The sequence below is a fragment of the Variovorax sucrosi genome (assembly GCF_051216635.1).
In the GTDB taxonomy this organism is placed as follows: domain Bacteria; phylum Pseudomonadota; class Gammaproteobacteria; order Burkholderiales; family Burkholderiaceae_C; genus Variovorax.
This window is the reverse complement of sequence record NZ_JBPJZU010000005.1, coordinates 212,876-224,504: the sequence shown is the minus strand read 5'-3', so window position 1 is coordinate 224,504 and position 11,629 is coordinate 212,876. Positions and strand designations below refer to the sequence as shown.

Annotated in this window: 10 protein-coding genes; 3 read left to right on the top strand and 7 right to left on the bottom strand. The window is 69.9% G+C overall.

Annotated features, from left to right (window positions below; genetic code table 11):
- Nucleotides 1-9: 9 nt before the first annotated feature.
- Together ACSFBE_RS11815 and ACSFBE_RS11810 are read right to left on the bottom strand one after the other, a co-directional pair.
- Nucleotides 10-1,272, bottom strand: coding sequence for a TolC family protein (locus ACSFBE_RS11815; protein WP_435490584.1), 1,263 nt, complete (start codon nt 1,270-1,272; stop codon nt 10-12).
- Between the two features lie 152 nt (nt 1,273-1,424).
- A complete protein-coding gene (locus ACSFBE_RS11810; protein ID WP_435490583.1) occupies nt 1,425-1,805 on the bottom strand; it encodes a hypothetical protein in 381 nt (126 codons plus the stop codon).
- A gap of 74 nt (nt 1,806-1,879) precedes the next feature.
- Here ACSFBE_RS11810 and ACSFBE_RS11805 point away from each other — a divergent pair, with 74 nt between their 5' ends.
- From ACSFBE_RS11805 to ACSFBE_RS11795, 3 genes are all read left to right on the top strand, one after another.
- Nucleotides 1,880-2,095, top strand: coding sequence for a SlyX family protein (locus ACSFBE_RS11805; RefSeq protein WP_435490582.1), 216 nt, complete (start codon nt 1,880-1,882; stop codon nt 2,093-2,095).
- A gap of 293 nt (nt 2,096-2,388) precedes the next feature.
- Nucleotides 2,389-3,924: an EAL domain-containing protein gene (locus ACSFBE_RS11800; protein ID WP_435490581.1), complete on the top strand. Its 1,536-nt coding sequence runs from the start codon at nt 2,389-2,391 to the stop codon at nt 3,922-3,924.
- 50 nt (nt 3,925-3,974) lie between these two features.
- Complete coding sequence (locus ACSFBE_RS11795) at nt 3,975-5,255, top strand: ATP-binding protein (protein WP_435490580.1); 1,281 nt, start codon at nt 3,975-3,977, stop codon at nt 5,253-5,255.
- A 37-nt stretch (nt 5,256-5,292) separates the two neighbouring features.
- Here ACSFBE_RS11795 and ACSFBE_RS11790 read toward each other — a convergent pair whose 3' ends face one another.
- Genes ACSFBE_RS11790 through ACSFBE_RS11770 form a run of 5 tightly spaced genes read right to left on the bottom strand, consistent with a single transcriptional unit; the run spans nt 5,293 to nt 11,603 of the window.
- Nucleotides 5,293-6,816, bottom strand: coding sequence for an ABC transporter substrate-binding protein (locus tag ACSFBE_RS11790; protein WP_435490579.1), 1,524 nt, complete (start codon nt 6,814-6,816; stop codon nt 5,293-5,295).
- 37 nt (nt 6,817-6,853) lie between these two features.
- A complete protein-coding gene (locus ACSFBE_RS11785) occupies nt 6,854-7,666 on the bottom strand; it encodes a TauD/TfdA dioxygenase family protein (protein ID WP_435490578.1) in 813 nt (270 codons plus the stop codon).
- A gap of 47 nt (nt 7,667-7,713) precedes the next feature.
- Nucleotides 7,714-9,645: a dipeptide ABC transporter ATP-binding protein gene (locus tag ACSFBE_RS11780; RefSeq protein ID WP_435490577.1), complete on the bottom strand. Its 1,932-nt coding sequence runs from the start codon at nt 9,643-9,645 to the stop codon at nt 7,714-7,716.
- A gap of 3 nt (nt 9,646-9,648) precedes the next feature.
- Nucleotides 9,649-10,530: an ABC transporter permease gene (locus ACSFBE_RS11775; RefSeq protein ID WP_435490576.1), complete on the bottom strand. Its 882-nt coding sequence runs from the start codon at nt 10,528-10,530 to the stop codon at nt 9,649-9,651.
- The gene (locus tag ACSFBE_RS11770; protein WP_435490575.1) at nt 10,527-11,603 is read right to left on the bottom strand and encodes an ABC transporter permease; all 1,077 of its coding nucleotides are present in this window, start codon (nt 11,601-11,603) and stop codon (nt 10,527-10,529) included. Before ACSFBE_RS11770 ends, ACSFBE_RS11775 begins: the two co-directional genes overlap by 4 nt.
- Nucleotides 11,604-11,629: the final 26 nt, after the last annotated feature.

Here is an 11,629-nt window from a genome sequence, read left to right as displayed (position 1 = left end):
AGGGGGCCGTCATTCGGGCAACAGGCCCAGCGCCTGGCGCCAGTGCGAGATGGCGGCGGCGAAGTCGACGCGGCTGCGGGCCGCCTGGCGCTGTGCCTCGGCGGCTTCGGCCTCGATGCGCAGGCGGGTCGGCAGGTCGGTCTCGCCGAGGCGGAAAGATCGGTCGAAGAAGCCGCGCGATTCGGCCGCGAGCTGCGCGCGACGCTCGGCCGCGGCAAGCTGCACCTTGGCCGCGTCGACCTGGGCGCGTGCCGCGTCGGCCTCGCCCGAGAGGCGTTCGGCGGCCAGCGCGCGCTCGACGTCCAGTTCGGTCGCCTCGGCGCGCGCGGTGGCGGCCACGGCGGCCTGCCGGTCGCCCGCACCAAACGGAATGCGGATGCCGAGCGTGAGGGTGCGCAGCGTCGGCTCGCCGCGGCCGTCGCGTTCGCGCGTGGTGGCGAGCAGCAGTTCGGGGTTGGCGCGCGTGCGCAGGGCCGCGAGCGCCGCCGCGCGGTCGGCCACGACGGCGCGGTCCTGCAGGTCGCGCAGGGCGGGATGGGCGTCGGCCGGTGGCGCAGCCGGCTCTGGCTCCATCGCGGGGGCGGCATCGTCCGTCACCGGGGCCGTGAATGCCGGCCCGACGACCGCGCGCCAGCGCTGCTCGGCCAGCGTGCGCGCGGCGAGCGCCTGCGCCAGGGCGGCGTCGGCGGCCGCGAGCGCGCCGTCGGCCTGATGCTGGTCGGACCGCGCCAGGTCTCCGGCTTTCAACCGGCGCGCGACGTCGTCGGCCAGGCGGCGCGCGGCGCGCTGCTGGTCGCGCGCCACCGCGGCATCGACCGCGCTGCGCTGCCAGGCCCAGTGCGCCTCGCGCAGCGCCTCGGCGACGCGCAGCCGCGCGGCGTCGGCACGGCTCTCGACCGCGCGCGCGCCGGCGTCGGCGAGCGCGCCGCTGCGGCTGCGCTCGCCGGGCAACCACAGCGGCACGGACACGCCGGCTTCCAGCTCGCGCACGCCCTGGTTGTCATGCCAGCGGTCGGAGCGCTGCGACAGCTCCAGCGCGGGCGCTTCGGGCGTCCAGGACTGCGCGGCGCGGCCCTGCGCTGCGGCCGCATCGCGGCGCAGCTGCAGCGTCGCCGCCTCGGGCTGGCGCGCCCAGGCCGCGTCGAAGGCCTGACGTAACGGGCCGGTGCCCGCGGAACCCTGTGCGCCAGCCAGGCCGGTGGCGCCCATGAAGAACAGTGCCGCGCCCAGGGCGCGCACGCGAATCGAACGTCGTGATATCTGTTGGTGCATCCGGATCTCCGTTGATGGAACAAGCCACGGGGAGATCGGCGAGGGCCGCGATCGGGACGAACGCGGGGCGGCGCGTCAGCCGCCCTCGGTCATCGAGGGCGCGCCGACGCGCGGACGGAAACGGGTTGTGAAGGGCCGGTCCGCCTCGCCGATCAGGCGAGGGGCGGCCACTGAGGGCGTTCGGGGGGGGCGGTCGCCCGCAGCCCTTGGGCGTCAGCAGTCCAGGGCGGGCCATCGTGCACCGCGGTCGGGCCCGGGATGGCAACCACCGGCATCAACAGGCCGACCCCGAGGCCGTGGCAGTGGCCGCAGTCCGGATCGACCGTCGCGCTGGCGCGGCCGTCGTCGTCGTCGGCCGCCTGGCTACTGCTGCTGGTCGCCGCATCGCCTTGTGGGTCGCCGTGGGCATGCTGGTGATGGCCCAGGTGACGCACCTGAGCGCCGGCTTCATGCGTGCAGTAACCCGTCACCGCCGCCCAGCTGAACTGGATGGGCAGGAGAGTCAGCAGGAGAACGCAGAGCCAATGACGCATGGGCGGCCAGTGTAGGGGCAGCGCCGGCACCTCGACCCCCTGCAGATCGTCCTGTCCTCCTGTCCAATAGGGACATGGAAAACACCCAAGCGCTCGAACGCCGCCTCGAAAATCTGGAGATCAAGGCCAGCTTCACCGACGACCTGCTGGACCAGCTGAACCTGACGATCTATCGCCAGCAAGAACAGATCGACCGGCTGATCCAGCAACTGGCGCAGCTGCGGCAGCAGATGCCCGAGGCCGGCACGGGGCCGCACCATCAGGGCCACGAGTTGCCACCCCATTACTGACGCATCCGGGCACGTTACAGACACATGTTGTTTCATGTGATGTTCAGAAGCGACAGCGTCCGCAGATTCTGCGTGGTATGGAAGTTTGCGCTTGTTACGTTTGTACTGAATCTGTGAATAGCGGCGATGATCGAGCATGGCACGGGTGCCGGTCCCGGTGCAGCCCGCACCGGTACCAAGGTCGATGCCTCGAGCCGCTCACCACACCGCCACACGTCCGCCGACATGCGTTTCCCGTCCGAAGTCCCCGCCCCCGGTGCCGTCAGGCGTCCTTCCGGGCAGGCGCGCCTTCCATGATCCGGAAGCCGCTGGCACGAACCGTGATCTCGATGGCGTGCGGTGCGCTGCTCGCCTCCTTGCTCGCGCTCGTGGTGGGGGAATGGACGGTGCGGCGCGAGCAGCAGGCCGACGTCTCCGAGATGGCGGGCGCCTTCGTCGAACGCGCCGACCAGATCAGCAGCGAAGCGCTCGACGCCTTGAACGCAGTCGAACGCACCAGCGACACCGACTGCTCGGAAGCGGAGGTTTCGCGGCTGCGACGCCTCGTGCTGAGCTCGCGCTACCTCAAGAGTACCCACCGCCTGCACGATGGGGCGGCCTTCTGCAGTTCGACGGTCGGACCGATCGACCCGCCCGTCCCCATGCCCTTGCCCAGCGTGGTCGGCGGCACCGGCGTCGGCCTGAGCTTCAAGGTGCCCCAGGTGGGCGTTCCCGGGGCCACCGCCATGCTGCTTCAGCGCGGCGATGCGGCCGTCAGCCTCAACGGGCAGGCCTATATCGAAGCCGTGGACCCCCGCCTCGACTATGCGATCGTGGCCGTCGGCACCGAAGCGCCGCGCGTGCTCCAGGCGGGCGGGCCGAAGCCCAACCTGGAAGGCGTCCAGCTGGTGTCGGGCCAGCCCTTGCAGTTGGGCGGGCGCCACTACACGGTGCGCTGCTCCGCAAGGCACGCGGTCTGCATCGTCGCCACGCTGCGCGAGCCGACCTCGATCTTCCACTCCCCGGTGATGGTCGAATTCGGCCTGTTCGGGCTGCTGATCGGTCTGAGCGGCGGCTTCGCGGCCAGCGCAGCCATCGGGCGCTCCCGGTCGCTGGGCAAGCAGTTGCGCGTCGCCATGCGCTCGGGCCAGCTCAAGATGGTCTACCAACCGATCGTGCGCCTGTCCGACCGGCGCCAGGTCGGCGCCGAGGCGCTGTTGCGCTGGACCGACCCGACCGGCAAGCCGGTCAGCCCCGACGCCTTCATCGCCACGGCGGAGAACGAGGGCTTCATCGGCCAGGTCACCCGCTTCGTGGTGACCCGGGTGCTCGATGAACTGCACGACGAGCTGCGCCGCCGGCCCGACTTCCAGGTCACGGTCAACGTCGCGGCCAGCGACATCCTGGACAACGCCTTCCTGCCCTTTCTCGGCGCCCGGCTGCAGGCGGTGGGCCTGCCGCCGGCATCGATCGGGCTCGAGCTGACCGAGCGCACCACGGCCAACAGCCGCGAGCTGGGCAAGGCCATCGCGCGGCTTCGCGAAGCCGGGCACAAGGTGTACATCGACGACTTCGGCACCGACTATTCGAGCCTGTCGTACCTGTCGCGCCTGCGGGTCGACGCCATCAAGATCAACCGCACCTTCATGCAGGCGCTGCACGACCAGAGCGACCAGGACACCATCGCGCCGCAGATCGTCGCCATGGCCGAAGTGCTGGGCTTGAGCATGGTGATCGAGGGCATCGAGGAAGAGCAACAGGCGGCCTATTTCCTGGCGCTGGCGCCCAGTGCGCTGGCCCAGGGCTGGCTCTTCAGCAAGCCGGTCGAGGCGGGACGGCTGTTCGCCTAGGGCGGCGCGAAAAACTTCGCCGCAGGCCCGGCAACGGGCACACTCGGGACATGCAACGCGAACTGGCCACGCTGGCCGACCACCTCGAACAACGCCGTGAAGAGATCCTCCGGACTTGGCGCACCGTCGTCCGCCGCGACCCGGCGCTGACGACCAGCCACGCGTTGCCACGCTCGCAGCTGAACGACCATGTGCCGGGCGTCCTCATCGCCTTCGAGGAGGCGCTGCGCGCGCCGCCCGCGCCGGTGACGCAGCTCGCGCCCAGTGCCGAGGCCAGCGCCCATGGGGTGCACCGCTGGCAGCAAGGCTACGACCTGCACGAGGTCACCCGCGAGTTGGGCACGCTCAACCGCTGCATCGTGACCGAGCTCGACGCCTACGCCGAGACTCGCCCCGAGGTGCCGCATGCCGTCATGGCGCATGCGCGGCAGATCTGGGCGGCCTCCACCTCGACCGATCTTGAAGAGAGCACTTCGCAGTATTTCCGCTTGCAGCGTGTGGAAGCGGCCGGCCATGTGAGGGACCTGGAAGCCGCGCTGGAGCGCCTCAACGACCTCGAATCGGAGCGGGCCGAGCTGTGGCGCCAGATCGCGCACGACCTGCGCGGCAACGTCGGCGTCGTGGCGACGGCGGCGCGCGGCCTGTCGATGGGCCCGGCGGCCGACGCGTCGCGCGACAAGTTCATCCGCGTCCTGGGGCACAACGTGAGCTCGCTCAAGCACCTGCTCGACGATGTCACCAGCCTCGCGCGGCTGCAGGCCGGCAGCGAGACCCGCCAGCTCGTCGAGATGGACGTAGCGGTCGAGGTGAGCAGCCTGTGCGAAGGCCTGCAGGTGCTCGCGCAGGAGCGCGGCCTGTACCTGCGCACCCGCGGCCCGGCGCCCTTTGTCGTCACGGGCGATCCGGTCAAGACGCGGCGCCTGGTGCAGAACCTGGTGCTCAATGCGTTGAAGTACACGCCGACCGGCGGCGTCGACGTGCAGTGGGAAGAAACGCTGGCCTACGACGACCCGCGCTGGGTGCTCAGCGTCCAGGACACGGGGCCCGGCATCCAGGCCGGCCACGGTTCGCAGATGGCCGTGGCACTGCAGGGCGCGACCCAGCTCACCCTGGGCGTCGAGAAAGGCGTGTCCGTGGACGAGGTGGTCGCGCACACCATCACCGCGCCGGCCGGCAGCGCCATGCCCGAGCGCGCCGGGCCGGGCGAAGGCATCGGCCTGTCGATCGTCAAGCGCCTGGCCGATCTGCTGGACGCCAGCATCGAACTCGAGTCCGACGCGGGTGCGGGGACCACCTTCCGCGTGCTCTTCCCCAAGACCTACACGGGTTGACACGCGGCGGGCGTGCGCCCCGCGCCGCGGCCACGGCTCAGGCCCAGCTGTACGGAATCAGGATGCCGCTCTTGTACGGCTTGAAGCCCAGCGACTTCTTGGCCACGATGGTGCTCAGGCCCAGGAACAGCGGGATCGAATAGCCCTGCTCCACCTGCCACATGTCGAAGGCCTTGAAGCCGGCGATGCGCTTGGCGTCGTCGGGCTCGCCCATCAGCGGGTAGAGCTTCGGCGGGATGTCCTCGCCCTTCCAGATCGAGAAGCTCATCTTCGGGTCGAGCATGTAGCCCGAGTAGGTGCCCGGGTCGCCCGCCGCCGGGTTGAAGGGCTTGAGCACCGGGCCGTCGAATTTGCCGGTGCGCTGGTACTCGTAGAGCGTCGGGCTGTCGAGCACCTGCAGGTTGACCTCGATGCCGACCTTCTGCCACATCTGCGCGATGACGCGCGCGGTGTCGAAGTCGCTCGCGAACACGCCCTTGCTCGTGTAGAAGTTCAGCTTCGCCGGGTTGGCCGCGTTGTAGCCCGAGGCCGCCAGCAGTGCCTTGGCCTTCTCGGGGTCGAAGGCGATCTTGAAGTCGGGCACATAGGCCGGGAAGCCCGGGCCGGCCGGCATGTAGACGGCCGTGGCGTGGCCGCCGAACAGCGCCTTCGAGATGGCTGCCTTGTCGATCGCGTGGTGGCAAGCCAGCCGCACGTTCTTGTCGGTGAGAAGGCCCTTGTTCGCCATCTGCAGGAAGACCACGCCGGTGGTCGCGTCCAGATGCGGTGCCAGGCCCGGCAGCGCGCCCAGGCGCTCGGCCTCCCGCACCGGGATGTTCATCGTCAGGTCGGCCTGGCCGGCCTGCATGGCCGCAGCGCGTGCGGTCGGGTCCTTGGTCACCTGGAACACCAGGCGCTTGACCTTGGCCGGGCCGCGCCAATAGTTGTCGTAGGCCTCGAGCACGATGCGCTGGTCGCGCTGGTACTCGACCAGTTTGTAGGGGCCGGAGCCGACAGGCTTCGCCTCGAAGCCGTCCTTGCCGACCTTCTCGTAGTAGGCCTTGGGCAGGATGTACGCGGGGATGTCCGCGAGCATCACCGGCGCGATCGCCATCGGCGCGCTGAACTTCACCACGGCCTTCAGCGGCGTGGGGGTGTCGATGGCTTCGATGGCCGACCACACGCCCGCCAGCAACGAGGCCTTCTGCGCGCGCGGCCGGTCGAAGAAGGAGAACTTGAAATCGGCCGAGGTGAGGTTGTCGCCGTTGTGGAAGGTCACGCCGTCGCGGAAGTTCAGTTCCAGCAACGTGCAGGTGGTGTCGAGCCACTTGAAGCTCGACACCACGCTGGGCGCGAACTTCAGGTCGGGCGCGAGTTCCAGCGGCTGGTCGTACACGCACTTGATGACGGCCGACTGCGTGGGGTTCAGCGACACCGGGTCCCAGCTCTCGATGTCCATCGGGAAAGCGATGGTGACGGTGCGCGCATCCTGCGCGAAGGCGCCGGTGCCGAAGGTGGCGGCCATCGACGCACCGAACAGCGCGAGCGGCAGCTTGGTGACGAAATCTCTGCGGTAGGTCATGGGGTCGTGGCGGCGAGCGCTTCGTGAATGAATGGAATCAGAAGGGCTTGTCGCCCTGGATGGTCACGCGGTGGCCGGAGCGCGTCTGCGGGTAGTAGTCCCACACGGCATGGTGCTCGACGCAGCGGTTGTCCCAGAACGCGACCGAGTGCGGCTGCCAGCGGAAGCGCACCTGGAAGTTCGGGTTCTGGCAGTGCGCGAACAGGAACTGGAGGATCGCGTCGCTCTCGGGCTTGTCGAGGCCGACGATGTGCGTCGTGTACTGCGCGTCGGCGAACAGGCACTTGCGCTGGGTCACCGGGTGCGTGCGCACGATGGGATGCGGCGTCGCGGGAAAGCGCTTGTTCGGGTCGGTCGTGTACTTGCGGTAGATGTGCTCGGCGTCGTGCACCGCGGTCAGGCCGTCGAGGTAGGCCTTCATGCGGTCGGACAGCGCCTCGTAGGCCGCGTACTGGCTCGAGAACAGCGTGTCGCCACCGATGGGCGGCACGGTGTGCAGGTGCAGGATGCTGCCCATTGGCGGCTCGGCGTTGCAGCTGAGGTCCGAATGCCAGCTCTCGCCGGCCACCGACTTCGAATTCGCATCGCCATGGATCGGCACCACGTACGGATAGCCCTCGACACCGAAGCCGCCGGTGTGCAGCACCAGGTCGCCGTAGTGGCGCGCGAAGCGCTGGTGCGACTCGAAGTCCAGCTTCTGGTCGCGGAAGAACACCACCTGGTGCGTCATCAGCGCCTCGTGGATCTCGTGCACCTGCTGCGCGTGCAGCGGCCGCGTGAGGTCGACGCCGCTGATCTCGGCGCCGATGGTGAGCGTCATCGGCGCCACCTGGATCGTCTCGTACTGCATGGTCAAATCACTCCTGGATGGATTCATTCCTGGCGCGCGAAGCCCCATCACGCGGGCCAGCGCACCCCGAGGTCGCGCGGCGGCACGGCCGCCAGCAGGGTCTTCGTGTAGGCGTGCTGCGGGTTGGCCAGCACCGCCTCGGTCTCGCCGCTTTCCACCACCACGCCCTGGTGCATCACCAGCACGCGGCTGCACAGGTAGCGCACCACCGCGAGGTCGTGCGAGATGAGCAGCAGCGAGATCTTGTGTTCGCGGCGGATCCGCAGCAGCAGATTGAGGATCTGCGCCTGTACCGACACGTCGAGGCCCGAGACGATCTCGTCGGCCACCAGCAGTTGCGGCAGGTCGCACAGCGCGCGGCCGATGTTGACGCGCTGGCGCTGGCCGCCCGACATCTGCGACGGGAAGCGCGTGAGCATGTCGGGCGCGAGACCGACGTCGCCCACCAACTCACGCGCGCGCGCCTCGCGGTCGCTGTGCAGGTTGGGCCGGCTCTCCATCGACTGCGTGACCAGGCTCTGCACGCGGCGCCGCGGGTTGAGCGCGGAGCGCGCGTCCTGGAAGATCATCTGAATGGAGGCGATGCGGCGCTCCCAGTCCTGGGCCCTGGCGACCAGCGTCTTGCCGTTGAGCAGGATGCGGCCTTCGCTCGGCGTCTCCAGCCCCATCACCAGCTTGGCGAGGCTCGACTTGCCGCTGCCGCTCTCGCCGACGATGCCGACGAACTCGCCAGGGGCGATCGTGAGATCGACGTCCTTTACCGCAGACACGCCGGTGTCGCGGCGCAGCCAGCCGCCGCGCGGCCTGTAGACCTTCGACAGGCCCTGCACCTGCAGGAAGGGCGCGTCGCTCATGCGCGGCGCCTGGAAGATCGTGGCGTCGCTCGCATCGGCGGCCAGCAGCGGCTCGGGTGCGGCTGCCCCGTGAACGCAGCGCACGTGGTGGTCGGACAGCACCTCGCGCATCGCAGGCACGGCCGTGGCGCAGGCCTCGGCCGCCACCGCGCAGCGCGGCTGGAAGCGGCAACCCTGCAGCGACGGGAAGTCGCTGATGCCCGGCATCTGGCCCGGCAGCGAGAACAGCAGGCGGCGCGGGCCGGTGAGGTGCGGGTTGGCGCGCTGCAGCGCCTGGGTGTAGGGGTGCAGCGAGCGCGTGAAGAGGCGCTTGGCCGGGCCGCGCTCGGCCATTTCGCCGGCGTAGAGCACGACCAGCTCGTCGCACACGTGCGCGGCCAGGCCGAGGTCGTGCGTGACGAAGATCACGCCGGTGCCGCGCCGTTCCTGCAGCCCGCGGATCAGCGTGACGATGTGCGCCTGCGTGCTGGCGTCGAGCGCGGTGGTCGCCTCGTCGGACACCACCAGCTGCGGATCGCCGGCGAAGGCCATCGCGATCATCACGCGCTGGCACATGCCGCCCGATAGCTGGAAGGCGTACTGGTCGAGCACCTGCGCCGGCTGGTGGATGCGCACCTCGGCCAGCATCTCGGTGGCGCGCGCGCGCCATTCGTCCTTGGCCACGCCCAGCCGCAGCAGATGTTCCCGCAGCTGCTGGCCGATGGTGAGCACCGGGTTGAGCGCGGTCATCGGCTCCTGCGGGATGAAGGCGATGCGCGCGCCCAGCAGGGCGCGGTGCGCGTCGGCCGGCATGCCGAGCAGATCGACGCCATTGCCATTGCCATTGCCATTGCCATGGCCGAAGCGCAGCGTGCCGGCATCGACCGAGAAGCCGTCGGGCAGGTGGCGCGCGATCACGCGGCCGAGCATGCTCTTGCCGGCGCCGGATTCGCCGACCAGCCCGATCGTGGCGCCGGTGCGCAGCGTGAAGCTCACATCGCGCAGCACCTGCAGGCGCTCGGGCCGGCCGGGGGCGGAGACGGTCAGGCCGCGCGCTTCGAGCAGCACGTCACCCGCAGGCTTGGCTTGCACGGGCGGCACCGGCAGCACGGCGGATTCGCAGGGGATGGCGTGGGCCAGGCTCATCGATCAGTTCCCCGAACGGTTGAAAAGGCGCGGGTCGGTGGTGCGACGCAGGCCGTCGCCCAGGCAGGTGGTCGCGAGCACGGTGAGCACGGTGCACAGCACCGGCGCGATCAGGCCCCAAGGTGAGCTGAACACGCTCTTCAACCCATCCGCGATCATCACGCCCCACGTCGGCACGTTCGGCTCGACCGACATGCCGACGAAGGACAGGATGCTTTCGGCCACTACCGAGATGCCCATCTCCAGACTGATCAGCGAGATCAGCGTGGGCAGGATGCCGGGCACGATGTCCTTCATCACCACCTGCCAGTGCGAGGCGCCGGTGATGCGCGCGGCGGCCACGTAGTCCTTGCGGCGCAGCACCACCACGTCGGCACGGATGACGCGGCAAAAGCGCGTCCAGTCGACCAGGACGATGGCGACGATCACGTTGAGCAGGCCGGGCGACAGCGCGACCATCAGCACCAGCGCGAGCACGATGGCGGGGAAGGACATCCACAGGTCGACCATGCGCAGGATGGCCCAGTCGACACGGCCGCCACGGTAGCCCGCGATGAGCGCCAGCGTGCAGCCCAGCAGCGCGGCACCCAGCGGCGCCGTGAGCGCGATGATGACCGTGACACGCGTGCTGTAGATGAGGCGCGAGAGGACGCACTGGCCGAGCGCGTCGGTGCCCAGCGGAAAGCTCCGGTCGCCACCAGGCGCCCATGCGGGCGGCAGCACGGTGTTGAGCAGGTCCTGTTCGTTGGGCGCGTGCGGCGCGAGCCAGGGCGCGAAGACCGCGAGCGCAACCAAGAGCAACAGCAGGCTGACGCCGATGACGACGCGGGGTTCGCCGAGCACGCGCCGAAGCGGCGCCGGTGCGGACAGGGAGAGGGAGCTCATGGCGTACGCAGTCGGGGGTTGAGCAGCAGCAGGACCGCATCGGTGGCCATGTTCACCGCCTGCACGGCGACAGCGTAGGTCAGCGCCAGGCCCTGGATCATCGGCAGGTCGTGCGCGCCGATGGCGTTGACCATCAGGCTGCCGATGCCGGGAAAGCCGAAGATGGTCTCGATCAGGAGCGTGCCGCCGATCACCGTGCTGGCCTGGACGCCGAGCATGCTGACGGTCGGCAGCGCGGCGTTCTTCAGCGCATGGCGCACCAGGATGCGGTTCTCGCTCAGGCCGCGCAGGCGGGCCGCCGACACATAGTCTTCGGTGTAGGCGTCGAGCAGGCTCGAGTGCAGGATGCGCATCAAGGGCGGCGCGATGCCCAGCGACAGCGCGAAGGCAGGCAGCGCCAGGTGCTTCAGCGCGCTCCACAGCGCGGCGAAGTCGCCGGCCACCACGGCATCGACCAGCAGGAAACCGGTCAGGTTCGGCACCATCAGACCGGCGTCGAGCTGGCCGAGGAAGGGCAGCAGCTTCAGCCCGATGCCCACGCCGAGGATCAGCAGGATGGCCCAGAGGAACTCAGGCACCGAGATCGAGATGCTGTTGACGACTTCCACCGCGCGCTCGATGCGCGTGCCGCGGTAGCGAAAGGCGAGCAGCCCGCCGCCGATGCCGAACACCATGCCCAGCAACAGGCCGCAGGCGATCAGCTGCAGCGTGGTCGGCAGCGCCTTCAGGATGAGCGGCGTGACCTGCAACCCCGACGTCAGCGTGCGGCCGAGGTCGCCGTGCAGCGCGTTGCCCAGCCAGATGCCGAACTGCACCGGGATCGGCTTGTCGAGGCCGAGCGCTTCGGTCAGCGCCTTCACGTCGGCCGGCGTCGCACTCGGCGGCAGCAGCATGCCCATCGGGTCGGCGGGCAGCACGCGCAGCACGAAGAACACCAGCGCCGCGAGGGCCAGCAGCATCGGCACGCGCCACAGGATGCGCCACACGGTCGGCATCGCGGCGAGGCTGCGCCCGGCGATGGCGCTCATGCGGCCGGGCGATGCCGGCGTGGACAGGGCGGGAGAGGTGAGCATGGCGGTGGGTGGGTGACGCGCCTCGA

Excerpts from the sequence above, each read along its gene's own strand:
- ACSFBE_RS11815 (WP_435490584.1), bottom strand. The coding sequence starts at position 1,272 with ATGCACCAACAGATATCACGACGTTCGATTCGCGTGCGCGCCCTGGGC.
- ACSFBE_RS11810 (WP_435490583.1), bottom strand. The coding sequence starts at position 1,805 with ATGCGTCATTGGCTCTGCGTTCTCCTGCTGACTCTCCTGCCCATCCAG.
- ACSFBE_RS11805 (WP_435490582.1), top strand. The coding sequence starts at position 1,880 with ATGGAAAACACCCAAGCGCTCGAACGCCGCCTCGAAAATCTGGAGATC.
- ACSFBE_RS11800 (WP_435490581.1), top strand. The coding sequence starts at position 2,389 with ATGATCCGGAAGCCGCTGGCACGAACCGTGATCTCGATGGCGTGCGGT.
- ACSFBE_RS11795 (WP_435490580.1), top strand. The coding sequence starts at position 3,975 with ATGCAACGCGAACTGGCCACGCTGGCCGACCACCTCGAACAACGCCGT.
- ACSFBE_RS11790 (WP_435490579.1), bottom strand. The coding sequence starts at position 6,816 with ATGACCTACCGCAGAGATTTCGTCACCAAGCTGCCGCTCGCGCTGTTC.
- ACSFBE_RS11785 (WP_435490578.1), bottom strand. The coding sequence starts at position 7,666 with ATGCAGTACGAGACGATCCAGGTGGCGCCGATGACGCTCACCATCGGC.
- ACSFBE_RS11780 (WP_435490577.1), bottom strand. The coding sequence starts at position 9,645 with ATGAGCCTGGCCCACGCCATCCCCTGCGAATCCGCCGTGCTGCCGGTG.
- ACSFBE_RS11775 (WP_435490576.1), bottom strand. The coding sequence starts at position 10,530 with ATGAGCTCCCTCTCCCTGTCCGCACCGGCGCCGCTTCGGCGCGTGCTC.
- ACSFBE_RS11770 (WP_435490575.1), bottom strand. The coding sequence starts at position 11,603 with ATGCTCACCTCTCCCGCCCTGTCCACGCCGGCATCGCCCGGCCGCATG.